The 26,023-nt window shown below is 72.1% G+C and carries 26 protein-coding genes and 1 tRNA gene; 16 read left to right on the plus strand and 11 right to left on the minus strand.

Features of this window, described 5'->3' with window-relative positions:
* Nucleotides 1-19: 19 nt before the first annotated feature.
* Nucleotides 20-460: a metallopeptidase family protein gene (locus tag DEJ01_RS14810; protein ID WP_071405768.1), complete on the minus strand. Its 441-nt coding sequence runs from the start codon at nucleotides 458-460 to the stop codon at nucleotides 20-22.
* A 59-nt stretch (nucleotides 461-519) separates the two neighbouring features.
* Between DEJ01_RS14810 and DEJ01_RS14815 the strand changes: the two genes are divergently transcribed.
* Both DEJ01_RS14815 and ahcY read left to right on the plus strand, forming a co-directional pair.
* Complete coding sequence (locus DEJ01_RS14815) at nucleotides 520-735, plus strand: DUF3499 family protein (RefSeq protein WP_111039893.1); 216 nt, start codon at nucleotides 520-522, stop codon at nucleotides 733-735.
* Nucleotides 736-840: 105 nt separating this feature from the next.
* On the plus strand, nucleotides 841-2,319 hold the full coding sequence (ahcY, locus tag DEJ01_RS14820) for an adenosylhomocysteinase (protein WP_111093459.1): 1,479 nt from the start codon (nucleotides 841-843) through the stop codon (nucleotides 2,317-2,319).
* 113 nt (nucleotides 2,320-2,432) lie between these two features.
* Here ahcY and DEJ01_RS14825 read toward each other — a convergent pair whose 3' ends face one another.
* Nucleotides 2,433-3,302 carry an RDD family protein gene (locus DEJ01_RS14825; RefSeq protein WP_111093443.1) on the minus strand — a complete coding sequence of 290 codons (870 nt, stop codon included), beginning with the start codon at nucleotides 3,300-3,302 and terminating at the stop codon, nucleotides 2,433-2,435.
* Between the two features lie 42 nt (nucleotides 3,303-3,344).
* On the opposite strand from DEJ01_RS14825, the gene DEJ01_RS14830 reads away from it, so the two are divergent.
* Nucleotides 3,345-4,343, plus strand: coding sequence for a stage II sporulation protein M (locus DEJ01_RS14830; RefSeq protein ID WP_111055276.1), 999 nt, complete (start codon nucleotides 3,345-3,347; stop codon nucleotides 4,341-4,343).
* Between the two features lie 13 nt (nucleotides 4,344-4,356).
* Here DEJ01_RS14830 and DEJ01_RS14835 read toward each other — a convergent pair whose 3' ends face one another.
* Genes DEJ01_RS14835 through DEJ01_RS14855 form a run of 5 tightly spaced genes read right to left on the minus strand, consistent with a single transcriptional unit; the run spans nucleotide 4,357 to nucleotide 9,830 of the window.
* On the minus strand, nucleotides 4,357-5,709 hold the full coding sequence (locus tag DEJ01_RS14835; protein WP_111093444.1) for a DUF58 domain-containing protein: 1,353 nt from the start codon (nucleotides 5,707-5,709) through the stop codon (nucleotides 4,357-4,359).
* Entirely contained in the window at nucleotides 5,709-6,716 is a 1,008-nt protein-coding gene (locus DEJ01_RS14840; protein WP_372440167.1) for an AAA family ATPase, read from the minus strand. Before DEJ01_RS14840 ends, DEJ01_RS14835 begins: the two co-directional genes overlap by 1 nt.
* 5 nt (nucleotides 6,717-6,721) lie before the next feature.
* Nucleotides 6,722-7,975 carry a DUF4350 domain-containing protein gene (locus tag DEJ01_RS14845; protein WP_111093445.1) on the minus strand — a complete coding sequence of 418 codons (1,254 nt, stop codon included), beginning with the start codon at nucleotides 7,973-7,975 and terminating at the stop codon, nucleotides 6,722-6,724.
* Nucleotides 7,972-8,655, minus strand: coding sequence for a DUF4129 domain-containing protein (locus tag DEJ01_RS14850; protein WP_111233796.1), 684 nt, complete (start codon nucleotides 8,653-8,655; stop codon nucleotides 7,972-7,974). The genes DEJ01_RS14845 and DEJ01_RS14850 overlap by 4 nt, the downstream gene beginning before the upstream one ends.
* Complete coding sequence (locus DEJ01_RS14855; RefSeq protein WP_111093447.1) at nucleotides 8,610-9,830, minus strand: glycerophosphoryl diester phosphodiesterase membrane domain-containing protein; 1,221 nt, start codon at nucleotides 9,828-9,830, stop codon at nucleotides 8,610-8,612. The genes DEJ01_RS14850 and DEJ01_RS14855 overlap by 46 nt, the downstream gene beginning before the upstream one ends.
* 329 nt (nucleotides 9,831-10,159) lie before the next feature.
* Here DEJ01_RS14855 and mtrA point away from each other — a divergent pair, with 329 nt between their 5' ends.
* The 6 genes from mtrA to secA all read left to right on the plus strand — a co-directional run bounded on the left by mtrA (nucleotide 10,160) and on the right by secA (nucleotide 18,869).
* On the plus strand, nucleotides 10,160-10,834 hold the full coding sequence (gene mtrA / locus DEJ01_RS14860) for an MtrAB system response regulator MtrA (RefSeq protein WP_017888813.1): 675 nt from the start codon (nucleotides 10,160-10,162) through the stop codon (nucleotides 10,832-10,834).
* Nucleotides 10,835-10,839: 5 nt separating this feature from the next.
* Nucleotides 10,840-12,606 carry an MtrAB system histidine kinase MtrB gene (mtrB, locus tag DEJ01_RS14865; protein ID WP_253183753.1) on the plus strand — a complete coding sequence of 589 codons (1,767 nt, stop codon included), beginning with the start codon at nucleotides 10,840-10,842 and terminating at the stop codon, nucleotides 12,604-12,606.
* Nucleotides 12,606-14,288: a GerMN domain-containing protein gene (locus DEJ01_RS14870; RefSeq protein ID WP_111047600.1), complete on the plus strand. Its 1,683-nt coding sequence runs from the start codon at nucleotides 12,606-12,608 to the stop codon at nucleotides 14,286-14,288. Before mtrB ends, DEJ01_RS14870 begins: the two co-directional genes overlap by 1 nt.
* A gap of 97 nt (nucleotides 14,289-14,385) precedes the next feature.
* Complete coding sequence (locus DEJ01_RS14875; protein ID WP_111093448.1) at nucleotides 14,386-15,048, plus strand: ComF family protein; 663 nt, start codon at nucleotides 14,386-14,388, stop codon at nucleotides 15,046-15,048.
* A 158-nt stretch (nucleotides 15,049-15,206) separates the two neighbouring features.
* A complete protein-coding gene (gene hpf / locus DEJ01_RS14880) occupies nucleotides 15,207-15,917 on the plus strand; it encodes a ribosome hibernation-promoting factor, HPF/YfiA family (protein ID WP_071405776.1) in 711 nt (236 codons plus the stop codon).
* Between the two features lie 171 nt (nucleotides 15,918-16,088).
* Nucleotides 16,089-18,869, plus strand: a complete 2,781-nt coding sequence (secA, locus tag DEJ01_RS14885) for a preprotein translocase subunit SecA (RefSeq protein ID WP_111024364.1) — start codon at nucleotides 16,089-16,091, stop codon at nucleotides 18,867-18,869.
* A gap of 143 nt (nucleotides 18,870-19,012) precedes the next feature.
* On the opposite strand, the gene DEJ01_RS14890 is transcribed toward secA, so the two are convergent.
* Nucleotides 19,013-19,453 (minus strand): Rv3235 family protein, encoded by a 441-nt coding sequence (locus DEJ01_RS14890; protein ID WP_111093449.1) that lies wholly within the window; start codon nucleotides 19,451-19,453, stop codon nucleotides 19,013-19,015.
* Nucleotides 19,454-19,571: 118 nt separating this feature from the next.
* On the opposite strand from DEJ01_RS14890, the gene DEJ01_RS14895 reads away from it, so the two are divergent.
* A complete protein-coding gene (locus DEJ01_RS14895; protein WP_110865382.1) occupies nucleotides 19,572-21,074 on the plus strand; it encodes a sensor histidine kinase in 1,503 nt (500 codons plus the stop codon).
* Nucleotides 21,075-21,244: 170 nt separating this feature from the next.
* Here the strand turns inward: DEJ01_RS14895 and DEJ01_RS14900 are convergent, their stop codons facing one another.
* Complete coding sequence (locus DEJ01_RS14900) at nucleotides 21,245-21,493, minus strand: WhiB family transcriptional regulator (RefSeq protein WP_017888820.1); 249 nt, start codon at nucleotides 21,491-21,493, stop codon at nucleotides 21,245-21,247.
* Nucleotides 21,494-21,754: 261 nt separating this feature from the next.
* Here DEJ01_RS14900 and DEJ01_RS14905 point away from each other — a divergent pair, with 261 nt between their 5' ends.
* On the plus strand, nucleotides 21,755-22,186 hold the full coding sequence (locus tag DEJ01_RS14905) for a hypothetical protein (RefSeq protein ID WP_084741237.1): 432 nt from the start codon (nucleotides 21,755-21,757) through the stop codon (nucleotides 22,184-22,186).
* A gap of 79 nt (nucleotides 22,187-22,265) precedes the next feature.
* On the opposite strand, the gene bcp is transcribed toward DEJ01_RS14905, so the two are convergent.
* The gene (gene bcp / locus DEJ01_RS14910) at nucleotides 22,266-22,736 is read right to left on the minus strand and encodes a thioredoxin-dependent thiol peroxidase (protein WP_027466512.1); all 471 of its coding nucleotides are present in this window, start codon (nucleotides 22,734-22,736) and stop codon (nucleotides 22,266-22,268) included.
* Between the two features lie 95 nt (nucleotides 22,737-22,831).
* Between bcp and DEJ01_RS14915 the strand changes: the two genes are divergently transcribed.
* Nucleotides 22,832-22,904, plus strand: a tRNA-Lys gene (locus DEJ01_RS14915).
* A 137-nt stretch (nucleotides 22,905-23,041) separates the two neighbouring features.
* Here DEJ01_RS14915 and DEJ01_RS14920 read toward each other — a convergent pair.
* A complete protein-coding gene (locus DEJ01_RS14920; RefSeq protein ID WP_276546273.1) occupies nucleotides 23,042-23,692 on the minus strand; it encodes a YigZ family protein in 651 nt (216 codons plus the stop codon).
* Between the two features lie 101 nt (nucleotides 23,693-23,793).
* On the opposite strand from DEJ01_RS14920, the gene DEJ01_RS14925 reads away from it, so the two are divergent.
* The 4 genes from DEJ01_RS14925 to DEJ01_RS14940 all read left to right on the plus strand — a co-directional run bounded on the left by DEJ01_RS14925 (nucleotide 23,794) and on the right by DEJ01_RS14940 (nucleotide 25,976).
* Nucleotides 23,794-24,234: a hypothetical protein gene (locus tag DEJ01_RS14925; RefSeq protein ID WP_111093450.1), complete on the plus strand. Its 441-nt coding sequence runs from the start codon at nucleotides 23,794-23,796 to the stop codon at nucleotides 24,232-24,234.
* Nucleotides 24,231-24,692 carry an ImmA/IrrE family metallo-endopeptidase gene (locus DEJ01_RS14930; protein WP_071405780.1) on the plus strand — a complete coding sequence of 154 codons (462 nt, stop codon included), beginning with the start codon at nucleotides 24,231-24,233 and terminating at the stop codon, nucleotides 24,690-24,692. Before DEJ01_RS14925 ends, DEJ01_RS14930 begins: the two co-directional genes overlap by 4 nt.
* The gene (locus DEJ01_RS14935; RefSeq protein WP_111093451.1) at nucleotides 24,689-25,615 is read left to right on the plus strand and encodes a hypothetical protein; all 927 of its coding nucleotides are present in this window, start codon (nucleotides 24,689-24,691) and stop codon (nucleotides 25,613-25,615) included. The genes DEJ01_RS14930 and DEJ01_RS14935 overlap by 4 nt, the downstream gene beginning before the upstream one ends.
* A 148-nt stretch (nucleotides 25,616-25,763) precedes the next feature.
* Nucleotides 25,764-25,976, plus strand: a complete 213-nt coding sequence (locus DEJ01_RS14940) for an SCO4848 family membrane protein (protein WP_027466517.1) — start codon at nucleotides 25,764-25,766, stop codon at nucleotides 25,974-25,976.
* Nucleotides 25,977-26,023 lie beyond the last annotated feature (47 nt).

Consider the following 26,023-nt stretch of genomic DNA (forward strand, 5'->3'; position numbering starts at 1 on the left):
CCGGCGCGGGCCGCCCGGCTCACCAGTGCCGGTAACGGTCCGGCGCCAGGTCCCAGGGGTCCTTGCCGATCAGCTCGCCGACCGCGCGGAACACCGCGGTCTCGATGATGATGCGGCGGTCCGAGTCGTCCTTCTCGGGGCTCCGGTTCACCCGCTCGACGGGGATCCGGAAGACGGTCACGCGGCGGGTGTCGCGGTCGATCCGCCAGCGCGGCATCTCGTCCGGCAGGGTCGTGTCGCTCGGCATGTCCGCCACCTGGAACACGACGCCGGAGAGCTCCTCGGGCCAGAGACCGAGCAGGTAGTGTGCGCTGTCGCCGACGATCCGGTCGAACGCCTCGGCGCGGGTGATGATCGGCGCGAGCTCGGGCCCGGTCACGCTCGAGCGCCCACCGCGGCCGTGCCGGGAGCGCCCCCGACCGCGGTCGACCGGGGTGACGAGGCGAGGCTTCCGACGCATCCCCACATCGTACGCGGGGACGGGTGCGCGCCGGACGCTCCGCTAGGCTCCCTGTCGAGATGGACGTGCGGATCTGCAGCAAGGTGGCGTGTGCCAACAGCGCTTCGTCGACCCTGACGTACGACTACGGCGACTCCATGGTGGTCGTCGGTCCGCTGTCGACCCGGGTCGAGCCGCACGGCTACGACCTCTGCGCCCGGCACGCTGCCGCCCTGCGCGTCCCGCGCGGCTGGCAGGTGGTGCGGCGCGAGCCGCTCCCGCGCGACGCCGACTGACGGCTCGCGTCCGCGACGTGGGTGCGGGGGTCGGTCTGGAGGCCCGGGGAACGTGACCGGGATCGGCTGGTGATCCGCGCCTCCCGGCATGGAAGACTGGTGGGCATGCCCACCGAAACCCGCACCGCTGCTGCGTTCCGCGTCGCCGACCTGTCCCTCGCCGAGGCCGGCCGGCACCAGATCCGCCTCGCCGAGAACGAGATGCCGGGCCTGATGTCCCTGCGTGACGAGTTCGCCGCGTCGCAGCCGCTCGCTGGCGCGCGCATCGCCGGGTCCCTGCACATGACGGTGCAGACCGCGGTGCTCATCGAGACGCTCGTCGCCCTCGGCGCGCAGGTGCGCTGGGCCAGCTGCAACATCTTCTCCACCCAGGACGAAGCGGCGGCCGCCGTCGCCGTCGGACCCACCGGCAGCCCGGACGCCCCCGCCGGCGTCCCGGTGTTCGCGTGGAAGGGCGAGACGCTCGAGGAGTACTGGTGGTGCACCAGCCGGATCTTCGACTGGAGCGACGAGGCCGCCGCGGCGGGTGCCGACTGGACCGGACCGAACCTGATCCTCGACGATGGCGGCGACGCCACGATGCTCGTGCACACCGGCGCCGACGCCGAGGCGGCCGGTGCCGCTCCGGTCGCTGAGCCGGACGCGAGCACCGAGTGGAAGATCGTGCTCGACACCGTCGCGCGGTCGCTCGAGACGTCGTCGGACCGCTGGACCCGCATCGCGGCCGACATCCAGGGCGTCACCGAGGAGACCACCACGGGCGTCCACCGCCTGTACGAGCTGTTCCGGAACGGCGAGCTGAAGTTCCCGGCGATCAACGTGAACGACTCGGTGACGAAGTCGAAGTTCGACAACAAGTACGGCATCCGGCACTCGCTGCCCGACGGCCTGAACCGGGCCACCGACGTGCTCATCGGCGGCAAGGTCGCCTTCGTCGTCGGCTACGGCGACGTCGGCAAGGGTGCGGCCGAGGCGCTCCGCGGGCAGGGTGCCCGCGTCATCGTCAGCGAGGTCGACCCGATCTGCGCGCTGCAGGCGGCGATGGACGGCTACCAGGTCGCGCGCCTGGCGGACGTCGTCGACACCGTCGACATGGTCATCACGTGCACCGGCAACCTGGGCGTCGTCGGGGTCGACGAGATGCTCGGGCTGAAGCACCTGGCGATCGTCGCGAACGTGGGGCACTTCGACAACGAGATCGACATGGCCGGGCTCGAGGTGCTGCCCGGCGTCTCGAAGGTCGAGATCAAGCCGCAGGTGCACGAGTGGCGGCTGCCGACCGGGCGGTCGATCCTGGTGCTGTCCGAGGGCCGGCTCATGAACCTCGGCAACGCGACCGGGCACCCGTCGTTCGTGATGAGCAACTCGTTCACGAACCAGGTGCTCGCGCAGATCGAGCTGCACACCCGGCGCGAGGAGTACCCGACGGGCGTGTACGTGCTGCCGAAGCACCTGGACGAGAAGGTCGCGCGCCTGCACCTCGACGCCCTCGGGGTGCAGCTGACGTCGCTGCGTCCGGAGCAGGCGGCGTACATCGGTGTCCCGGTCGAGGGGCCCTTCAAGCCGGACCACTACCGCTACTGAGCGCGGCGGCCTGGGGCCGGCGGAACCTGGTTCCGGACACAGCACCGTGGATCTCCGCGGTGCTGTGTCCGTTTCGCAGTGTTGCGCGGGGGCAGTCAGCCCGGCGCCGCGCGTCAGCGCGGGAAGCCCGGCGGGGGCGCCGCCGCGGTCGCCCCCGCGGCGGTCAGCAGCTCGGCGCGGGCACCCAGCGCCCGGACGTCCCGACGGCGCCGCAGCACCACGACCCCGGCCAGGAAGACCTCGGGCGGGACCGGCGGCACCGGGTGCGCGAACGCGGACACCTCCGCCGCCAGGCTCTGCGCCGCCGCCTCGCGCAGTTCGGGGCGCATCAGTGCAGCCCCGCGGAAGAACGCACCGAGGCGGTTCTCCAACCGCTGCGGCAGCGCCGAGACGTCTGCGACACCGGCCCAGGCCGTCAGCTCCGGGGGCAGCAGCACCTCGGGGTCCCGCTGCTTCGGCAGGCGCTCGTGCTGCACGATCGTGCCCGCCAGCAGGTCGCCGAGGCGCCGCGGCCGACTGCCGAACAGCGCGACGAGCAGGGCGACCGAGCCGAACGTCATCCAGAGCTCGAACAGGCCGACGAGCGACCGGGTGAAGGCGTGCCGGAACCCGATCGCGCCGCCGTCGAGCCGGACGACGCGGGTGCCGGTGGCGAACCGTCCGACGCTCCGCCCCTTCGTCACGGTCTCGACCGCCGCGGGGACCAGCACGAGCACGACGACGAGCAGCACGATGTTGAGCGCAGCACCCCAGGCCGGCTCGAGTCCCCTCGGCCAGAGCCGCCAGACGCCGAACAGCGCGAGCACGAACAGGACGAGGACGCACAGGCCGTCCAGCAGCGCGGCCGCGAGCCGCAGCACGAGTCCGGCGGGTTGGACGTCGAGCGCGACGCCCTCGCCGACCACGAGCTCGTCGGCGGTCTCGTCGAGGTCGCGCGAGAACCGGGCGTCGGCGAGGTCACGCGGCGTGCGGGGCTTCGGCATGGGATCATTCTGTCGGAGATCGCGCGACCTGAGGGGGAACACGTGGACCTGGATGCCTACACCGAGGTGCACCGTGACCGGTGGCAGGAGCTCGACCGTCTGGCGCGTGCCCGGCACCGGTCCGGCGCGGACGTCGACCGGCTCGTCGCCGGCTACCAGGAGGCCGCGACCGACCTCGCCCGCATCCGGGGCGCCGCACCGCGCACAGTGACCGGCGACCGGCTCTCGCTCACGCTGTTCCGCGCCCGCCTGCGCTTCACCGGCACGCCCGTCGACCCGTTGACCGCCGTCGCCCTGTTCTTCACGCGCCAGCTGCCCGCGGCGCTCTACCGGATCCGCTGGGTGACCATCTGGGTCGCGCTCGCGACGGTGGCGATCGGGGCGATCGTCGCCGTCTGGATCACCACCACGCCGGGTGCGACGGCGACGTTCGGCAGCGAGGAGGCCCTGCGCCGGTACGCCACGCAGGACTTCGTCGACTACTACTCCGACCGTGGCCTCGGGGCCTTCACCGCGCAGGTCTGGACGAACAACGCCTACATCGCCGCGACGATGGTGGCGTTCGGCATCACCGGGGTCTTCGTGCCGTTCTCGATCATGCAGAACGCCGTCAGCCTCGGGGTCTCCGCGGCGATCATGCACTCCCAGGGGCGCCTGGCCGACTTCTTCCTCTACATCTCCCCGCACGGGCAGCTCGAGCTCTACTCGGTGTTCCTCGCGGGCGGTGCGGGGCTGATGATCTTCTGGTCGTGGGTGGCGCCGGGGCCCGGACGCACGCGCGCCCAGGCCCTCGCCGAGGACGGCCGTGCACTCATCACCATCGCGATCGGCCTGACCCTGACCCTGCTGCTGTCCGGCATCGTCGAGGGCGTGGTGACGCGGCAGGACTGGCCGTGGCCGATCAAGATCGGCATCGGCACCCTCGCCCTGGTCGCGGTGCTCGCCTACCAGTGGGTGCTCGGCGGCCGCGCGTACCGAGCGGGGGAGCGCGGCGACCTCGAGGAGTTCGAGCGCGGCTCCACCGCCCTGGTGGCCGGCTGACGTCCGTCCCGGTTCAGAGCCGGCCGGTGGCCTTCGCCCGGATGTAGGCGTCCGCGACGAGCGGCGGGACGTCCGCCGGTGCGCCGCGCACGACCTCGGCGCCGGAGCGCCGTGCGACGTCGGCCGCACCGTCCGCGTCGAGCAGGGTGCGTTCGGCGGCCGCGCGTCGGTAGACGTCGCGCTCCGCGCCGGTCGGGAGGCCCGGCACCTTTCCGCCCCGCGCCGTGCGGATCGCCGTGGTCGGGTCCACCCCGCCGCGCGTCATCCGCTGGACGGCCGGGTCCTCGATGCTCGTCACGACGACCGCGTGCCGTCGGGACAGCCGGGGGAGCACGGCGAGCAGGTCGCCCGAGGCGCCGACGGAGTCGAGGCTCGAGGCGAGGACGACCATGGCGCGCGAGGTCGTGATCGAGTCGACGAGTGCGGGCACGGATGCCCAGTCGGTCGCGGCGAGCCCGGGTTCGGCCATCGCGAGTGCCTCGCCGAAGCGCTGCACGACGTCGGTGCGGGTGGCGCCGTGCACGCGGTCGTGTGCGGTGTCGTCGAGGACCACCAGGTCGACGCGGTCACCGGCGGCTGCCGCGAGGGCACCGAGGAGCAGCGCCGACTCGATGAACGTGTCGAGTCGGGGTTCGTCGGCGACGCGGCCGGCACCCGCCCGGCCCGCGTCGACCACGACGACCACGCGTCGGTCGCGTTCCGGACGCCAGGTGCGGACGACGAGGTCCTGCCGCCGCGCGGTGGCGCGCCAGTCGATCGACCGCACGTCGTCGCCGCGCACGTAGTCGCGCAGCGAGTCGAACTCGGTGCCGTGCCCGCGGAGCTGCAGCGTGGTCTCGCCGTCGAGCTCGCGGAGCCGTGCCAACCGTGACGGCAGGTGCCGCCGGGAGCGGAACGGCGGCGTCACGACGAGTTCGCCCGGTGCTGCGACGACCCGCTGCCGTGCGGCGAGGCCCAGGGGACCGAAGGACCGCAGGGCGACCCCGGTGGTGCGGCGTCGACCACGACGGAACGGTGTGAAGCGCATCCGGGCCGTCCGTCGCTCCCCGGCGGGGACCGTCATCCGGATCCGACGGGGACGGTGGCCGGCCGACGGCTCCCACATGTCACGGACCACACCGCGGACCGTCCGGGAGCCGTCGTTGGCGAGCACGAGGGTGCCGTCCGCGGTGCTGTCGCGTCGAGCGAGCCGGGGCATCCGCCGCTCCACGCGGACCCGTCGCAGGTCGGCGGCGAGCACGACGTCGAGCGCCGCGGCGAGCAGCACCACCCCGACCCACGCCAGACCGGCCCACCCGCTGCCGAGCAGCACGGTGGGCACGAGGGCGACGGCGAGGAGCGCGACGAACCGGCCGGAGACCGCCACTAGATCGGCACCCGCACCTGCTCGAGCACCTGCTGGAGCACGCCGTCGGCGCCGACGCCCTCGAGCTCGGCGTCGGCGGCGACCCGCAGGCGGTGCCGCCAGACCGGCAGGGCCATGGCCTGCACGTGGTCCGGGGTGATCGCGTCGTAGCCGGTGAGCCAGGCCCAGGCCTTGGCGGCCGCGAGCAGTGCCGTCGCTCCGCGGGGGCTCACCCCGACGCGGACGGACGGTGCCTGCCGGGTGGCCCGGGCGAGGTCGACGATGTACGCGAGCACGTCGTCGCGGGCCCCGACGCCGCGGACGGCACGTTGCGCACGGACGACCTCGTCGACGCCGACCACCGGGGTGATGCCGGCCGACCGGACGTCGCGCGGGACGAACCCGTCCGCGTGGCGCCGGAGCACCTGCCACTCGACGTCGCGCGGCGGGATGTCGAGCGTCAGCTTCATCAGGAACCGGTCGAGCTGCGCCTCGGGCAGCGTGTACGTACCCTCGAACTCGATCGGGTTCATCGTCGCGGCGACGAAGAAGGGATCCGGCAGCGCCCGGGCGTCACCGTCGACGCTCACCTGGCGTTCCTCCATCGCCTCGAGCAGGGCCGACTGGGTCTTCGGCGGCGTGCGGTTGACCTCGTCGGCGAGCAGGACGTTCGTGAAGACGGGGCCCTCGCGGAACGGGAACGTGCCGGTCGATGCGTCGTAGACGAGCGACCCGGTGACGTCGCCGGGCATCAGGTCCGGTGTGAACTGGATGCGCTTCGTGTCGAGCGTCATCGCGGCGGCGAGGCTGCGGACGAGCAGGGTCTTCGCGACACCGGGGACGCCCTCGAGCAACACGTGCCCCTGTGCGAGGAGTCCGACGATCATGCCGGAGACCGCGCCCTCCTGGCCGACGACGGCCTTGGCGACCTCGGTGCGGACCCGGCCGAACGCGTCGCGCAGGTCGGAGCCGGCCGCGGTCGTGGGGTCGTGCTCCGGTGCGGTGTGCTCGGTGGTGGCAGGGGGCAGGTCGGTCACGGTCGTGCTCCTGGTCGGTCGGGGTCGGAGGTCGGTCGGTCACCGGAGGTCGCCCGGCGGACGGCGCGTTCGAGGTCGTCGAGCGCGGCGGTTCCGTCGACGAGCGCACGGTCGTCGTCGGTGGTCCCACCGACGAGCACGGCGCCGACACGGGTGTGCGGGATGCCGGTGGCCTGGGCCGCGGTCCGGACGACCTCGTCGACGTGTGCCGATCGGGGAAGTCCGAGCATCCGGCCGATGCGGCGGACGGCGGCGACGCGCAGGGTGTCGAGGGCGTGGGTGCGGTCACGGGTGCGGGCGTACATCCGGGCACGCCCCTCGGTGGTCTCCGCGGCACGGACGACGACGGGCAACCGCTCGACGACGAGCGGGCCGAGCCGTCGGCCCCGCCAGACGCCGGCCGCCACGGCGACGAGGGCGAGCAGTGCGAGGGCGCTCGGGACCCACGGCGGGGCGAGCTCGCCGAGGGTCGGTGCGGCGTCGGGGGTGCCGACGGCCGGGGTGTACCAGACGAGTCGCTCGTCGGCGCCGAGCAGCCCGAGGGCGAGTGCGGCGTTCCCGGCGGTGGCGATCGTGTCGTTCCGGAACGCCGAGGTCGTGCCGAGCAGTGTGACGTCGCCGCCCTGGGTCGTGCTGCGCACGAGGCCCCAGACCCGGGAGCCGCCCTCGCCGGTCGGCGCACACCGTTCGGCGGTCGCGTCCTGCACGGTGTACCCGGAGCCGGCGGTCGTCACCCGCGCCGCCGAGGCCGCCGCCAGGATCCCGCACGAGGCCGTCGAGACGGTGGCGTCACCGTCGATCTGGGCGGGCGGGTCGACCGGGAACCCGAGCAGCGCGTCGAGGCCGGCGCCGCTCGTCCCGACGACCACGACGTGCCGGGCCGTGCGGGCGATGCGTTCCGCGACGGCGGGGTCGAGCGCCCCGTCGGCGTCGTCGATGAACACCGTGCCGCCGTCGATCCCGCCGACGCCGTCGACGGTGTCGGTGACGGAGACCGCGGTGCCCCGCTGTTCGAGCACCCGGACCAGCGCGGCCGAACCACTGGCCGTCGTCGAGGTCGGGTCGAGTGCGCGCGGTGCGTCCGGGTCGGTGCCCTGGACGACGGCGGTCAGCGCGGCGAGCAGGACGCCGACCAGGACGATCGCGACCCAGAACCCGATGCGGAACCGGCGTCCCTCTGCCGGAGCCGGAGCCGGAGCCCGAGCAGGAGTCGGTCCGGCGCTCGTCCGCGTGGCGGTGTCGGTCGTCATGCCGGCACCACCGGTCCCTCGGCCCGGGCGGGCCGGGCCTGCCGGACGGTCCGCTCGGTGTCGAGCACGCGCAGGGCCGCGGCTTCGTCGGCCTCGGCACCGAGGTACCGGACCGCGTCGAAGGCGGTCGCTGCCGCGTCGAGTGCACCGGCCGACGCGGGGAACGGCACGGCGCCCCGTGCGGCGATCGTCCGCGCGGTGGCTCCGGGCACGTCGGGCACCAGGTCGCGCTCGCCGAGGCCCCTGGCGATCGCGCGGAACCCGTCGAGCACCGCTGCCGACCAGTCGGCGCGACGGACGGCGGCCTGGGCCGCTTCGAGGAGTTCCCGGGCGGAGCGCAGGTCGTCGGCGTCGAACACCCCGCCGGTGTCACCGTCACCGGCCCGCGCGCGCCGGCGGGGGAGTCCGCGGGCGACGACGACGAGCACGACGACCGCGACGAGCACCACGATCGCGATCACCAGCGCGGTGCGGGCCGCCGCGGGGGAGTCGATGCCGTCGGCGCGGAGCGACCCGAGCCAGTCGAGGAAGGAGCGCGAGGCACGGTCCCACCACGTCGGCCGGGCACCGTCGTAGGCGGACCGTTCGAGTTCGCGCTCGAGCAGGCGACGCGCTTCGTCCGGGTCGACCGCCGTCACGCGGAGCCGTTCGGCGGCGCCTGGCCCGGACCCTGCTGCCACGGCTGCTGCTGCGGCTGCTGCTGACCGGGCTGCCAGGGTTGCTGCTGCTGACCGAGCTGCCACGGCTGCTGCTGGGCCGGCTGCCACTGCTGCTGCCCCGGCCACGGCTGCTGCTGCTGCGCCTGCCACTGCTGGCCACCCCACTGCTGCTGCGGCGGCCACGGCGGGCGTGCGACGGGCTCGGACGGTGCGAACGGGTCGGTCGGCTGCCCGGAGTCCAGGTGCGATGCGATCCGCTGGTCGAGCGCCTCGGTGCGGATCCGCCGGTCGATGGCGAGGAACGTGGTGATCGAGGCGCTCAGCACGTCGGTGACGCACTGCACCGCGATCGCGAGCAGGCTCCCGACGACGATGGCGATGACGGCACCGGTGCCGGCTCCTGACGTGCCACCCGTCTGCCCGAGCGGGTCGAACGTGCCCCCGACGAGCACGGCTCCGATGGTGAGCGGGATCGACGCGATGGACGCCGCGAACCCGAACATCAGCTGCACGAGCAGCAGGATGCCGAAGGTCCGCCAGAAGGCCCCGCGGGTCAGGCGCCACGACTGGGCGGCTGCGGCGAAGACCGGCCGGCCCTCGAGCGCGATGGTCGGGACGGTGAGCACGAAGCGCGTGGCGAGCCACACGACGACGACACCGATGCCGAGCACGAACAGCACCAGCGCCAGCACGAACCACCCGGTGCCGGAGTCGGCGGCGCCCATGGCCGCGAACACCCCGAAGAACACGAGTCCGGCCAGGATCGCGAGGACCGCACCGGCCCCGATCTGCACGAGCATCCACGCGACGACGGACCACCGGCGGCCGGCGAGCAGCGCCCACAGCCCCCGGAACGTGGCGCGACGGCCGAGGACCCGCTGCCCGGTGTCCGCGGCGACCGGCGCCACCAGGAACCCGCGACCGAGGTAGGCGAGGAACGGCAGCACGACCGAGAGCAGTGCCGTGAGCGTCAGCGTGCCAGCGACCACCGAGTCGGCACCGCTGCCGCCGTCGAGGGCCGAGAACATCCGCGACTGCAGCGCCTGCTGCCCGAAGGTGCTGGACAGCGTCGAGAGCAGGCCGAGCACACCGCTCAGCAGCACGCTCCAGAGCAGCAGCACGCGGGCGTTCCGGCGGAAGACCGTGAACGCCCCGGCCAGGATGTCCCCGAGACCGAGCGGGCGCAGCGGGATCACCGGACGCGAGCCACCGGACGGACCGCCCGGTCGCCCCGGACCCGGCCCCGGGGCGGGCTGCGGCGGCACGGAGAAGCGGGGCGGGCCTCCAGGCTGGGGTCCTGGTCCCTGCGCCGGTCCGGACGCCGGCGGCGTCGGCGCACCCTGCTGCCCACCGCCCGGTGTGTGCCAATCGGACATGACTCCAGCCCCCTCGTCGTGTCGGACCGAGCCAGCGATGCACGGTCCACCCCCATCCTGGCGGAAAACCCGGCGCGGCGGGGCCTCGGCTATCGTGTGGGGACACGTGCCGACCACGGCACCCGCACGCCACCCGGAGTCCAGATCACATGACACCGCGCATCCTCGTCGTCGACGACGACCAGGCCCTCTCCGAGATGATCGGCATCGTGCTCCGCTCCGAGGGGTACGAACCCGAGTTCAGCGCCGACGGCAACGACGCCGTCGACGCGTTCCACGCCACCAAGCCGGACCTCGTCCTGCTCGACGTCATGCTGCCCGGCATCGACGGCATCGAGGTGTGCAAGCGCATCCGTGCCGAGAGCGGCACGCCGATCATCATGCTCACGGCGAAGAGCGACACCGCCGACGTCGTCCTCGGGCTCGAGAACGGTGCCGACGACTACGTCGTGAAGCCCTTCAACCCGAAGGAACTCGTCGCGCGCATCCGGACCCGCCTGCGGCCGAGCGCGTCCGACGCCACCGTGCTGCACGTCGGCGACGTCACGGTCGACGTCGCCGGGCACGAGGTGCGCCGCGGTGACACCGTGATCGCGCTCACGCCGCTCGAGTTCGACCTGCTCCGGGCGCTCGCCGAGAAGCCGAACCAGGTGTTCACCCGCGAGATGCTGCTCGAGCAGGTCTGGGGCTACCACTACAAGGCGGACACCCGTCTGGTCAACGTGCACGTGCAGCGGCTCCGCGCGAAGATCGAGCACGACCCGGACAACCCGAAGACCGTCACCACGGTCCGCGGCGTCGGGTACCGCGCCGGAGGAGCCTGAGCACCGTGCCGCCCTCGACGCGCCCGCCGGGCTCGGCACGCTCCGGCCGGGTCGGCGGCGCCGGCCGGGCCACCGGCGCCGGTGGGTCCGGCGGTGCCGGCGGGGCCGGCAGCACCACCGTCTCGATCGGCGTCGTCGACCGCAGCCGTCGCCGGATGCGGCGCTGGCTCCGACGCGCCTGGCGTCCGATCGCCTACCTGTGGCGGCGCTCGCTCATGTTCCGCTCGGTCGCCATCACCGTGATGACGACCGGGCTCGCGGTGGGGATCATCGGCACCGCGGTCATGGTGAGCATCTCGACGAACGTCTACTCGCAGCGACGTGACCAGATCGAGTCCGAGTCCGCACGGGCCACCATCGTCGCCCAGGGGATCTTCGACGCGGCGACGGCGGCCGAGGACAACAACCAGTCCGAGCTCGAGACCCTGCAGAACGAGGCGCAGCAGGCGATCCTGTCGAACACGACGAGTCCGGGCGGCACGAGCATCGCCATCGAGCGGAGCCCGGACCAGTCCACGCCGCAGACGCTGCAGACCATCGCCAGCCAGGACTTCCCGGACGCGGTGATCACCGATGCCCTGCGCAAGGAGGTCGCGCAGAACACCGGTCGGCTCAGCCTGCAGCCCGTGGAGCTCGACGACGACGGGCGCCGGGTGCCGGGCCTCGCCGTCGGCTCCACGCTGCAGATCCCGAGCGCCGGCCAGTACGAGCTCTACCTGGTCTACGACCTCTCCGACGCGCAGCAGACCCTGGACTTCGTCTCCCAGACCCTCTCGATCGGCGGAGTGGCGCTCATGGTGCTCATCGCCCTGGTCACCTCGCTCGTCGTCCGGCTCGTCGTCGTGCCGATCCGCGGTGCCGCCGAGACGAGCCGGAAGATCGCCGCGGGGCGCCTCGACGAGCGCATCCCGGTGCGCGGCCAGGACGACCTGGCGACCCTGGCACGGAGCTTCAACGGGATGGCCGAGGCGGTCAGCCGCCAGATCACCCAGCTCGCCGAGCTCTCCCGCGTGCAGCAGCGGTTCGTCTCCGACGTGTCGCACGAGCTCCGTACCCCGCTCACCACGATCCGGCTCGCCGGCGACATGCTCTACGACTCCCGGCACGCGTTCGAACCGTCGGTCGGCCGGTCCGCCGAGCTCCTGCACGCGCAGGTGGAGCGCTTCGAGATGCTCCTCGCCGACCTGCTCGAGATCTCCCGGTACGACGCCCAGGCGGTGCAGCTCGACACCGCACCCGTCGTGCCGGCCTCCCTCGCCGCGGACATCGTCGAGGAGTTCCGCCCGCTGGCCGAGCGCGCCGGCATCGACCTGCAGCTCGCGACCCCCGGCGGCCACACCACGATGCGGCTCGACGCCAAGCGGGTCCGACGGATCCTGCGCAACCTCGTCGGCAACGCCATCGAGCACGGCGACGCGAAGCCCGTGCAGGTCGTCGTCGACAGCGACGCCCGCACCGTCGCCATCGCCGTCCGCGACCAGGGCGTCGGCATGCCGCCGGAGGACGCCGCACGGGTGTTCGACCGCTTCTGGCGGGCCGACCCGAGCCGCAAGCGCACCATCGGCGGCACCGGCCTCGGCCTCGCGATCAGCCTCGGCGACGCGAAGCTCCACGGCGGGCGCATCGACGTGTGGTCCCGACCGGGCGCGGGATCGACGTTCGTGCTCACCCTGCCCCGCAACGAGCAGGGCACCACCGCCACCTCGGCCATCCCGCTGCCCGAGCTCGACGAGTCGTACGACGGCCCCCGCGCCGTGCGAGAGGAGTCCTGATGCGCCACCGGATCCGCCACGTCCTCGCCGTCGCGCTCGCCGCGGTCAGCCTGCTCGCGGTCACCGCCTGTGCGGCCATCCCGACCGACGGTGCCGTGCGCACCGGGCAGACGATCAAGGACGAGTCGCTCTCGGGCGTCGACTTCCGGCCGGACAAGCCGATCACCGGGTCCGACCAGACGGCGATCCTCCGCGGGTTCATCGCCGCCGCCACCGGTGCCCAGGACAACTACGCGATCGCCCGGCAGTTCCTGGCCGCCGACTTCGCCCAGCGGTGGAACCCGCGGCAGGGCGTCACGATCCGGGACGGCAGCGGCACCGTCGAGCGCGCCGACGACCGCGAGCTCACCTACACGATGACGGCCAGCGCCACGGTCGACTCCGACGGGGAGTACACCCAGGCGGTCCGCCCGACCTCGTCGACGCTGACGTTCCAGTTCGTCCGCGAGGACGGCGAGTGGCGCATCGCCTACGCCCCGGACGGCATCATCCTGTCGCCGGTCAGCTTCGAGTCGGTGTTCCAGTCGCACGCCCTGTACTTCTACGACCCGACCTACCGCTTCCTGGTGCCCGACCAGCGCTGGTTCCTCGCTCGGTCCTCCACCAGCACCCGCATCGCCAGCGCCCTGCTCGCCGGCCCCGCCGACTGGCTGAAGGGCGCCGTCGTCTCGTCGTTCCCGGAGGGCACCCAGCTGTCCCTCAACGCGGTGACGATCGACAGCGGCACCGCCCTGGTCGACCTGTCGAGCGACGCCCTGCGTGCGAGCACGGTCGACAAGGTCCGGATGCGCGAACAGCTCAGCAAGTCCCTCGCCTCGGTCGCCACCATCTCGTCGGTGTCGATGACGATCGAGGGCGCGACGCTGTCGGTGCCGGACTCCGGGGGAGCGGACGCCCAGCAGAACCCCGACGTCGACCCCCGCCCCCTGGTCGACGAGGACGGCGTCGTCGGCTACGCCGCCTCGGGCACAGGCAAGGTCGCCGAGCTCGGCAGCGGCGTCGGGGCCGCGATCGCCGGCCTCGACCCGACCTCGATCGCCCTGTCGGCGTCCGGCACCACCGCCGCCGTCGGCAACCGGGACGGCGTCGTCGTCGTGCGCGGCAAGGACCGCCTGCGCGTCGACGCCCGCGAGGACCTCGTCGCCCCCGCCGTCGACGACCTCGGCTTCGTCTGGGTGGGGCAGCAGTCCGACACCCGTCACATCACCGCGTACGGCCTCGGCGGCGACCCCCACCAGGTGCGCACCACGTTGCCGCGCGGCGACCTCGTGTCGTTCCAGGTGTCCCGCGACTCCACCAGGGCCCTCGCACTCATCGAGACCGCGGACGGCCCCGGCCTGTACGTGATGGCGATCATCCGCGGGTCCGACCGGTCACCGACCTCGTTCGGCGCCCCGGTCCGGGTGCAGGCCGCCAGCGGCACCGCGGTCGACGCCACGTGGGTGAACGACACCGACGTCGCCTCGGTCGGGCAGACGCCGACCGGTCCGAACATCGTCCGCACCACCATCGGCGGCAAGTCGAGCACCCTGCCGAAGCCCGACGGGCGCGCCACCGCGATCAGCGGCGGCAGCGGCGGCGCGCTGCTGCTGCGGATGTCGAGCGGCGACGTCCTGCAGTCCACCGGGGGCGGCTGGGACTCGACGGGCGTCACCGCCGACGTGCTCGGCGTCCAGCGCTGACGCCACCGTCCTCCACACCCCGCCCTGCCTGGAGGCCCGTCCACCGTCCGGCACGCCGGCCCACCGCCGTCGTCCGGTCACCACCACAGTCGGGGGCATGCCCCCTGACGACGCCCCCACCCCGTGGCGTGACGCCCTGCTCGCCGTGCTCGGGCTCGTCCTGCCGGTCGCCTGCCTGGGCTGCGGCCGCCCGGACCGCGCGCTCTGCCCACCGTGCCGCGCGGCGCTCGACGCACGGCCCCGGCGGGTCCGGCTGGTCGCCGGCGTCCGGCTCGACGCGGCCTTCGAGTACGAGGGGCTGGTCCGCACCCTGGTGCTCGAACTCAAGCTCCGGGGCCGGGTCGACGTCGCCCGTCCGCTCGGCGTCCGCTTCGGTGTCCTCGTCCGCGCGGCGCTCGCCGCGGCCCCGGACGGCACCGTGGTGCTCCGGGTGCCGCCGTCCCGCGCGGGTGCCCGACGCCGTGGGTTCGACCCGGTGGTGCTGCTGCTCGCCCGTGGTGGTGTCCGGCACACGGGGCGCCTCGGCCGGACCCCTGCCGGACGACGGCGATCCGGACCGGGGCAGAAGGAGCGGTCGGCGGTGGAACGCGTCGCCGCGACCGTCGGGAGCCTGCGGGCGACCGGTGTCGACGGCCGCGACGTCGTGCTCGTCGACGACGTCGTGACGACGGGCGTCACGATGGCCGAGGGCGTCCGAGCGGTGCGGGCGGCGGGCGGTCGGGTGGTGCGCTGCGTCGCCGTGGCGAGCGTCGACGACTGATGCTCGGTGAACACCCGGTGGCCGCTGTGTGTCCGGTGAGTGTCCGACGGACTCGCCGCCTCCCCGTGACGCCGAGGGTGCGCCGGGTCTAGCCTCGCGACAAGGCGTTCGGGTCGCCGGACGGAGGCGACGCGCCGACACTGGATGGGAGCCGCCACATGGACGTGACGATCACGGGCCGGAACGTCGGGGTCACCGACCGTTTCCGCACCTACGTCGAACAGAAGTCCGAGAAGATCGACGTGCTCGCCGACCGCGCCCTCGCCTTCGAGGTGCGCATCAGCCGCCACCACGAGAAGTCGAGCGGCAGCCAGGGCGAGGACCGCGTGGAGCTCACGCTGATCGGACCGGGGCCGCTCGTACGGGCCGAGTCCGCGGCGTCGGACAAGTACGCCGCCTTCGACCTCGCCTTCGCGCGGATCATGGAACGCCTCCGTCGGGCGCGTGACCGCCGCAAGGTGCACCACGGCCGGCACCGCCCCACCTCGGTCGCCGAGGCCGCCGGCAGCGGGTTCGACGGCATGGGCGTCGTCCCGGCCGACGGCAAGCTCATCGAGGACGTCGCGACCGGTGCCGTCCCGGTCGTCGACCAAGAGGCCGCCGAGGACGAGAACGAGGTCTACAGCCCGGTCGTCATCCGGCACAAGGTCTTCGAGGCCGCCCCGATGACGGTCGACGACGCCCTGTACTACATGGAGCTCGTCGGGCACGACTTCTACCTGTTCCTCGACGCCGAGACCCGCCGTCCGAGTGTCGTCTACCGACGCAAGGGCTGGGACTACGGCGTGATCGGCATCGACGAGGTGCCCGCAGGCCAGGCGCCGGCCGCGGTCGACACCGACGCGGAGCGCGCAGCCGCGATCGCCTGATCCGACTCGGGGCCTCCGGTCCCGCACCGTGTGCGCGGTCCGTTCGCGGGCCGCGCACACCCGTGTCCGCGGGCAGCCGCGCCGCTCACAGCGCCGTGGGTTCGCGGGTTGCTAGCATGACTGGTCGATCGGGCGTGCAGGTCGCGCGCGACGACCTCGTAAGGAGTTCACGTGGCAAACGTGCTGGAGAAGGTCCTCCGCATCGGCGAAGGACGAACCCTCCGCCGGCTGAAGGCGTACGCCTCGGCCATCAACGACCTCGAGGACGACTTCTCGAGCCTCACCGACGAGGAACTCCACGACGAGACCAAGGAGCTGCGCGAGCGGTACGCCAACGGCGAGACCCTCGACGACCTCCTGCCCGAGGCGTTCGCCGCCGTGCGTGAAGCCGCGAAGCGGACCCTGGGCATGCGGCACTTCGACGTGCAGCTCATGGGCGGCGCGGCACTGCACCTCGGCAACATCGCCGAGATGAAGACCGGTGAGGGCAAGACCCTCGTCGCGACGACCGCCGCGTACCTCAACGCGATCCCGTCGCGCGGCGTGCACGTCATCACGGTCAACGACTACCTGGCGTCGTACCAGTCCGAGATCATGGGCCGCGTCTTCCGCGCGCTGGGCATGACCACCGGCTGCATCATCGCGAACCAGACCCCGGCCGAGCGCCGCGAGCAGTACGCCGCCGACATCACCTACGGCACGAACAATGAGTTCGGCTTCGACTACCTGCGCGACAACATGGCGTGGCAGGCGTCTGACATGGTGCAGCGCGGCCACTTCTTCGCCGTGGTGGACGAGGTCGACTCGATCCTCATCGACGAGGCCCGCACGCCGCTCATCATCTCCGGTCCGTCCTCGGGCGAGGCCAACCGCTGGTTCACCGAGTTCGCCTCGATCGCCAAGCGCCTCACCCCGGGCGAGGACTACGAGGTCGACGAGAAGAAGCGCACCGTCGGTGTCCTCGAGCCCGGCATCGAAAAGGTCGAGGACTACCTCGGCATCGAGAACCTGTACGAGTCGGCGAACACCCCGCTCATCTCGTTCCTGAACAACTCCATCAAGGCCGTCGCCCTGTTCAAGAAGGACAAGGACTACGTCGTGATGAACGGCGAGGTGCTCATCGTCGACGAGCACACCGGCCGCATCCTGATGGGCCGCCGCTACAACGAGGGCATCCACCAGGCGATCGAGGCGAAGGAAGGTGTCGAGGTCAAGGCCGAGAACCAGACCCTCGCCACCGTCACGCTGCAGAACTACTTCCGCCTCTACCAGAAGCTCTCCGGCATGACCGGTACCGCCGAGACCGAGGCGGCCGAGTTCATGTCGACCTACAAGCTCGGCGTCGTCCCCATCCCGACGAACAAGCCGATGCAGCGCATCGACCAGACCGACCTCGTCTACAAGAACGAGAAGGCGAAGTTCGAGCAGGTCGCCGAGGACATCGCGGAGCGCCACGAGAAGGGCCAGCCCGTCCTCGTCGGCACCACGAGCGTCGAGAAGTCCGAGTACCTGTCGAAGCTCCTCGCCAAGCAGGGCGTCAAGCACGAGGTCCTCAACGCGAAGAACCACGCACGTGAAGCCGCGATCGTCGCCCAGGCCGGTCGCTTCGGCGCCGTGACCGTCGCGACGAACATGGCCGGTCGTGGTACCGACATCATGCTCGGTGGCAACGCGGAGTTCCTCGCCGTGCAGGAGATGCACGCCAAGGGCCTGTCGCCGACCGAGACCCCCGACGAGTACGAGGCCGAGTGGGACGACGTGTTCGCCCGCGTCAAGGCCGAGGTCGAGGAAGAGGGCGACAAGGTCCGCGCCGTCGGCGGCCTGTACGTGCTCGGCACCGAGCGCCACGAGTCACGCCGCATCGACAACCAGCTGCGTGGTCGTTCCGGCCGCCAGGGTGACCCGGGCGAGAGCCGCTTCTACCTGTCGCTGACCGACGACCTGATGCGCCTGTTCAACTCCGGTGCCGCCGAGAGCCTGATGGGCCGCTCGAACGTGCCGGACGACCTGGCGATCGAGAACAAGCTCGTCGGCCGTGCGATCCGGTCCGCCCAGGCGCAGGTCGAGGGCCGCAACGCCGAGATCCGCAAGAACGTCCTGAAGTACGACGACGTCCTGAACCGCCAGCGCGAGGCGATCTACAGCGACCGCCGCCACATCCTCGAGGGCGACGACCTGCACGACCGCGCGCAGTCGTTCCTCAAGGCGGTCATCGACGACGTGATCGACAGCCACACCGGCGAAGGCTCCCCGGACGACTGGGACCTCGACGCCATGTGGACCGAGCTCGGCACGCTCTACCCGATCTCGATCTCCATCGACGAGGTCATCACCGAGGCCGGCTCGAAGGGCAAGGCATCGCGTGACTTCCTGGCCCGCGAGATCCTCTCCGACGCCAAGCTGGCCTACCAGCAGCGCGAGGAGCTCCTCGGCGACGAGGCGATGCGTGAGCTCGAGCGTCGCGTGGTGCTCTCGGTGATCGACCGCCGCTGGCGCGACCACCTGTACGAGATGGACTACCTCAAGGACGGCATCGGCCTCCGCGCGATGGCGCAGCGCGACCCGCTGGTCGAGTACCAGCGCGAGGGCTACGCCCTGTTCCAGACGATGATGGGGCAGATCCGCGAGGAGTCCGTGGGCTACCTCTTCAACCTCGAGGTCCAGGTGCAGTCCGACGGCGAGAACGCGGTGATCGAGGCCAAGGGTCTCGGCGAGGACGAGGTCTCCGGCCTCGAGTACTCGGCACCGTCGATCGACGGCGAGGTCGAGGTCCGCGACGAGAAGGGTCGCCTCGAGCAGGCCGCGACCGCTCGTGCGCAGCGCGCCCAGGCCGAGGCCGAAGCGGCCGCCGAGCCCGAGCAGGGCTCCGCGTTCGGCAACGCGGCCACCGCCTCCGGTCAGGCCGCGGCGAGCAACCGTGCCGAGCGTCGCCAGGCGGCCAAGAAGAACTAGCGTCCGCGCGCGAGCGAATCGTGAGCAGGAATGGTCGGGTCCCACGTCGGGACCCGACCATTCCTGCTCACCGAGCGTGACCGCCGACGGACGGGAGGCCCGGTGCCAGCTGGCACCGGGCCTCCCGTCCGTCCGCACCCCGGCTACAGGACCCCGATCGCGGTCGCCTGCCACCGTCCGTGTCGCTCTTCGAGCCGCATGGCGACCGCTCGAGCGTGACTGCGCGTGTGCACGATCACCGTCGCCTCGGCGACGCCCGCCGCGGGGCGGCAGACGAGCACGCTGCCGACCCGGAGCACCGGGCGTCCGCGTGCCCGCCGACCGGAGCCCCGGGCGTGCGCTGCCACCGCGGCGCGCTGCTGCAGGTGGCGCTGCACGTCGTCGCTGATCCAGCGGGCGATGCTGTCGACCTCCCGCGCGCCGGTGAGCACCTCCGCGACGCAGAGCCCGAGCGCCCGTGCGGTCGTCGCCGGGTCCGGGGGAGCGGTCGCCACGGCGGGCTCCGGTGCCGGTTCGACGATCCGCAGCGGCGGCGGGTGCGCCGTCGTCGTCTCGTGATCGATGCGGCGTGCCTGCTCTGCCACCCCTGCCCCTTCCGTCGTTGGAGCGAGCGTATGGGGCGTGCGACATACGAAATACACACCGGTCTACCCTGTGGAGAGGGCGACGTTCTCCACAAGGCGACGGACCTAGACTGGCTGGGTGTCGACCCTCAGTGACCTCGTCCTCGCGCAAGGCCGTTCCTCGGAAGCAGACGTGGAGTGGCTCCACCTGCTCGTGGGGGACTGGCAGCTCCTCGCCGACCTGTCCTTCGCCGACATGGTGCTCTGGGTCCCGACCGCCGAGGACGGCTCGTTCGTGGCCGTCGCCCACGCCCGGCCGAGCTCCGCGGCGACGCTGTTCTACCGGGACATCGTCGGCCAGGAGATCCGCGAGGAGTGGCGCGGCCAGGTGACCGAGAGCTTCGCCGGGTCCCGGGTCGTCGACTCCGCCGAACCGGACTGGTACGAGGACACCCCGACCCGTGTCCGCGCGATCCCGGTGCTCCGCCGCCTGAGCGCGAAGAGCGCCGAGACCACCGAGCGACCGATCGCCGTCGTCACCCGGCACTCCAACCAGGACGAGATGCGGACCCCGAGCCGTCAGGAACTCAACTTCACCGCGAGCGCGAACGACCTGTTCGGCATGATCGCCACCGGTGACTTCCCCGACCTCGGTGCACCGGCGGGCCCCCGTCGTGGTGCGCCCCGTGCCAGCGACGGCCTGCTGCGTCTCGACACCGCCGGCATCGTCACGTTCGCGAGCCCGAACGGCCTGAGCGCGTTCAACCGGATGGGCTTCGAGGGCGAGCTCGAGCGGAAGTCCCTCGCCGAGGTCACCACCGAGCTCATCGGCGCCCAGCTCGACGTCGACGAGTCCCTGCCGCTCGTCGTCACCGGCCGTGCACCGTGGCGGGCGGACATCGAGTCGAAGGGCGTCACGGTGTCGCTCCGCTCGATCCCGCTCCGCGACCACGGTGAGCGCATCGGTGCCATCGTGCTCTGCCGCGACGTGTCCGAGCTGCGGCACCAGGAGCGCGAGCTCATCACCAAGGACGCCACGATCCGCGAGATCCACCACCGCGTGAAGAACAACCTGCAGACCGTGGCGTCCCTGCTGCGGATCCAGGCGCGTCGCACGCACTCGGACGAGGCGCGGACCTCGCTGCAGAACGCCATGCGCCGCGTCGCCGCCATCGCCGTCGTGCACGACACCCTGTCGAGCGGGCTCAGCCAGACCGTGGACTTCGACGAGGTGTTCGACTCGGTGCTCAAGCTCGTCACCGAGGTCGCCGCGTCGCACAACACCACCGTGCACCCGAAGAAGACCGGCGAGTTCGGGGTGCTGCCCTCCGAGGCCGCGACGCCGCTCGCCCTCGGCCTCACCGAGCTCGTGACGAACGCCGTCGAGCACGGGCTGGACGGCCGCGACGGCGAGGTCGAGATCGTCGCCCGCCGCTTCGACGACCACCTGGAGATCGAGGTCCGCGACAACGGCGTGGGGCTCCCCGAGGGCAAGGTCGGCTCGGGCCTCGGCACGCAGATCGTCCGTACGCTCATCCAGGGCGAGCTCGGCGGCACCATCGACTGGCACACCCTGACGGGCAGCGGCACCGAGGTGACGATCACCATCCCGTTCCGCTGGCTGACCGCCCCCGCCGCCTGACGCCGCCCGGCGGTTCGAGATCGCAAAACACCGGTGTTCACCGGTCGAACACCCGCGTTCCGGTGTTCGACGCGTGAACACCGGTGTCTTGCAGGACCGCCGCCCGCACGCACGACGACGCCCGCCGCCCCCGAAGGGACGACGGGCGTCGTGGTGTCAGACGACCGGGGTCAGGACGCGCGGCGAGCGCGGGCGGCGCGACGCTTCAGCGCACGACGCTCGTCCTCGCTGAGACCACCCCAGACACCCGAGTCCTGGTTGTTCTCGAGTGCGTACTGCAGGCACATCTCGGTGACCGTGCAACGCGCACAGACCGACTTGGCCTTCTCGATCTGGTCGACGGCGGGCCCGGTGTTCCCGACGGGGAAGAAGAGCTCGGGGTCTGCGGTGAGGCAGGCAGCCTTGTCACGCCAGTCCATGTGTGGTGCTCCTTGATGTCGATGCTCGAACGGCAGGCCGGGGCCGTGGTTCGGGGGATCGGACCGCTGACCATGCATGCGGCATGGAGGGGACAACTGTGGGGAGGAGTCCGCAGGAAGCGTGTCTGACGCCCGCGAGACGCTCGGGGGAGGAGCGATGAACCACGGGAGACGCACACCACATCGTGCCGTCCAAACGACCTCCAATATCGTTCCATACTGGTAGGGCCAAATCAAGGGTTCCGATGCTGGAGGATCACTGTGCACGACGACACCCCGAACGACACCGAACCCTCCGCACCCGTCGCGCGCCGGTCGCCGGCGATGCTGGGGCTGCTCGCCGTGGTCGGCCTCGAGTTCCTCGCGCTGGTGGTCGTGACCGTCGTCCTGGTCGTCGAACTGGTCGTCGCCCCGGCCACGAGCATCGCCTCCGGCATCGCCCTCACGGTCCTCGTCGCCATCGCTGCGCTCTGGCTCGGCGCGCTGCTGAACGGCCTGTGGCAGGGCCGGGCGTGGGTGCGCTCCGGCATCATCGTCTGGCAGGTCCTGCAGGGCGCCATCGCGATCGGGGCGTTCCAGGGCGTCTTCCGCGTCGCCGCGGTCGGCTGGGTGCTGCTCGTCCCGGCCCTGCTCGGCATCACGCTGGTGCTGTCGCGGTCGGTGACGGCCGCGCTCGCGCGTCCGGCCGAGTAGACGGTCTGGTCCGCCACGCACTGGAGGCCCGGTGCCGGTTCTCGGAACCGGCACCGGGCCTCCAGTGCGTGGCCGGCCCTCAGACCAGGCCGAGCTTCTTCCGCAGGCTCGCCACGTGCCCGGTGGCCTTGACGTTGTAGAGCGGCAGCTGGACGGTGCCGTCCTCGTCGACCACGATCGTGGACCGGATCGTGCCGGTGACGATCTTGCCGTAGTTGTTCTTCTCGCCCCAGGCCGCGTAGGCCTTGTGCACGGCGAGGTCGGGGTCGCTCAGCAGCGGGAAGGTCAGCGCCTGCTCGTGCTGGAACGTCTTGAGCTTCGCCTGCTCGTCCTTCGAGACGCCGAGGACCTCGTAGCCGGCGGCCTGCAGCGAGGACATGTTGTCGCGGAAGTCGCAGGCCTCGGTGGTGCAGCCCGGGGTGGACGCCGCCGGGTAGAAGTACACGATGACCTTCTTGCCGCGGAGGGCAGCGAGGGAGTGCTCGACGCCGTCCTGGTCGGGCAGCGTGAAGTCGGGGGCGGTGTCGCCGGGGACGAGACGGTCGGTCATGGTGCTCCTGTTCGCGTCGTGCGCCCGCGAGTGGTCGTGGGCGCGCAAAACCCATGCTATTGTTGATTCCCGTTGCGGCACGGAAGCCGGAACATGCACCTCTAGCTCAATTGGCAGAGCAACTGACTCTTAATCAGTGGGTTCTCGGTTCAAGTCCGAGGGGGTGCACCGCAGGACGAACGCCCCGGCTCATCGAGTCGGGGCGTTCGTGCGTTCCCGGCAGGTTTCCACGCCGACGCGGAGACACGCCCGAGGTGTGCAGGAACCGCGAATTGCGTCCGCGGGGACGTCAGCCGGCGCGGACGTCAGCCGGCGCGGACGTCGACGATCCGCTCCTCGCCGATGACGGGTGCGAGCGAACCGGCCGACGCGGCGGCGAGGTCGGCGGTCAGGGCGCCGAGCGCCTCGTGGGGGACCCACACCTCGAAGGTCGCCGCCTGCCCGTACTCGGTCGGGCCGAGCGTCGCGTGGTGGTGCCGGACCCAGTCGCGCAGCACGTTGTCGAGCCGCCCGGCGTCGGCGTGGTCGACGTCGAAGCGCACCTGCGTCAGGGCCTCGCGACGGACGAGGACCGCCGTGTCGAGCGCCTCGGACACCGAGGTCGAGTAGGCCCGGACCAGTCCGCCGGCACCGAGCTTCACCCCGCCGAAGTACCGCGTGACGACCGCGACGACGTCGGTCAGCCCGCGGCGTCGCAGGACCTCGAGCATCGGGACGCCCGCGGTGCCGGAGGGCTCCCCGTCGTCCGAGGAACGGGCCTGGTCGCCGAGCACGCCGGTGACCATCGCCGTGCAGTTGTGCCGGGCGTCCCAGTACCGCCGGCGGACCTCGGCGATGACGCGGTCGGCGTCCTCGACCCCGGACACCGGCGCGACGGTCGTGATGAACCGCGACTTCGTGATCACGATCTCGTGCTCGACCGGTGCCGCGACGGTGGCGGGGAAGCGGCGGGGCATGCCCACGAGGGTAGCGGCGCGCGTGCCGGGCACCCGCGCTAGCATGGCGTCCACGCGCCGGACCCACAGGTCGCGCGGACACGGCTGGGGAGGAGTCCGAGATGAACACGGGTGATCTGAAGGGCGGGGCGCTCGACGCCGCCGAGCTCGCGCGCCGCCTCAACCTGCTCCTCGACTTCGAGGAGTCGCAGCGTGGCGCTCCGGTGCCGTTCTCCTCGATCGAGGAGTACGTCGCGGCGCACGGCGGGTCGCTGTCGCGGGCGAAGTGGACCTACATGCTCTCCGGCGACGGCCGCCGCAACCGCGACACCGAGCTCCTGCGCCTGCTGGCCGGGTACTTCGAGGTCGACGAACGCTTCCTGCTCGAGGACAGCGAGGTACCGGAACGGATCGGTGCCCAGCTCGCCCTCGTCCGGTCCCTGCGGTCCGCCCGCGTGAGCGGCTTCGCGGCCCGGACCTTCCCCGGTGAACTCTCACCCGACGCGCTGCGGCGCATCGCCGAGGTGCTCGAGGAGGAATCACAGCGGGGGAGCGTCGCATGACCGACGCCCTCGTCGAGGCGTTCTGGGCTCGTGGTGCCGCCGAGGGGTGGTCGGACGTCGACCAGGCCGTCGCCGCCGCCGCTGACGTCGTCGGCAAGCCGATCGTGGTGCGCGAGGAGTCGTTCCTGGCCGCCGAACCGGTGTGTGGCTTCGTGGCCACCCTCGAGCACGCGCACCTGGTGATGATCTCGCCGACGACCTCGCCGACGTTCCGCTCGTTCGTGATCGGGCACGAGCTCGGACACGTCCTGCACCGGCACCAGGAGCACGCCCCGCAGAGCGCCTACATCCGTGACGTCATCCCCGACCTGCCCGAGTACAAGGTCGAGCGTGCGCTGGCCCGGGGGATGTTCTCGAACACCTACGAGCACGAGGCCGAGGTCTTCGCCGACCGCCTGGCCACCGTGATCCGCCAGCACCGCGGCCGCCCGAGCGCCTTCCGCGGGGTCTTCGGGTGATCATCGCCGTCGTCCAGGCGGTGCTGCTCATCGTCGGGACGATCGTGCTGTTGGTCCTGCAACGCGGGCAGGACCGCACCCTGGCGTTCACGTTCCTGCTCTTCGCCGCCACCATCGTGACGAACGTCGACCCGCTGTACCGGTGGCTCGACCCGCTGCTCGGTGGGTTCAACGTCGTGACCGTCATCAGCGACTGCCTCATGGTGGCCGGCACGAGCACGCTGCTGTGGGGCGTGGCGAAGGCGGTCGGCGCGGCGCGGCCCTGGCTCCGGAACGCGGTCGTGATGTCCTTCGCCGCGGTCGTCGTGGTGGTCGTCGTCGCGTTCACCGTGCTCGACAAGCCCGCGACCACGACGACCTTCATGCTCGACGCCGGCTCGCACCCGGCTGCCACCGTCTACTCGATCGCGCAGACCGTGTACCTCGGCGTGGCCCTCGGCGCCACGGGGTTCATATGCGTGCTCCGGCTGCGCGAGGCCCGGACGACCACCGACCTGGTGGGGCTGTGGGTCCTGGTCCTCGGCGGGGTGCTCGGGGTCGTCCGCATGGTCGTGGTGGTCGTGATGGACGTCGCCCACGTCGCCGGCGACCTGGACGTCACGCACGCGCTCTCGCTGCCCTACGACATCACCACGCCGGGGGCCGTGCTGTGCGTGGCGTCCGGCATGCTCCTGCTCGTCGTCGGGCACCGGATCTCCCGCCGCCGCCGTGCCCGCCGTGTGGACGATGCGCTCCGCCGCCTGGCACCGCTGCACGAACGGATCGGCGTGGACAACGCCTACCCGCCGACCGACGACCCCGCGACCCGGCTCAGCCGCCGCATCGTCGAGATCAACGACGGCGTCCGGGGTGCACGGGCGTCCCTGACCGACGCCGAGCGTGCCGCCCTCGCCGACGCCGAGGCCGCGCTCGAGACGGCGTAGTCCCTCGACGCTGCCGGACAGGCCGTGTACAGTCTGTAGCAAGTGCTACAGATCCTGTGGCCTGCCGGGTCGGGACTCGGCCGCGTTGGGGGCGGCCGAGCACCACCCGCCCGGCATCGTCGTCGCCGACGTTCACTAGGATCGTCCCGTGCTCGTCTTCGCCGCAGTCGTCCTGTTCATCGGCGCCGTCTTCAACGTCGTCACCTGGCCGCGCTTCTTCCAGCGTGTCGCGAAGGATTCCCGTGCCCGCGACGCCGCCGGCAAGCCGACGACGTTCTACACGGTGCACCTCGTGCTCCTGCTCATCGCGCTCGCCATCGCCGTCGCGTCCGTGATCGCCGGGATCCTGCTGCTGGTCTGAGCCCGCCGGGTCGGCGCGGCCCTGGTCCGGACCACCGCCGGACGGGA

It is taken from the genome of Curtobacterium sp. MCLR17_040, from assembly GCF_003234735.1.
GTDB lineage: Bacteria > Actinomycetota > Actinomycetes > Actinomycetales > Microbacteriaceae > Curtobacterium > Curtobacterium flaccumfaciens.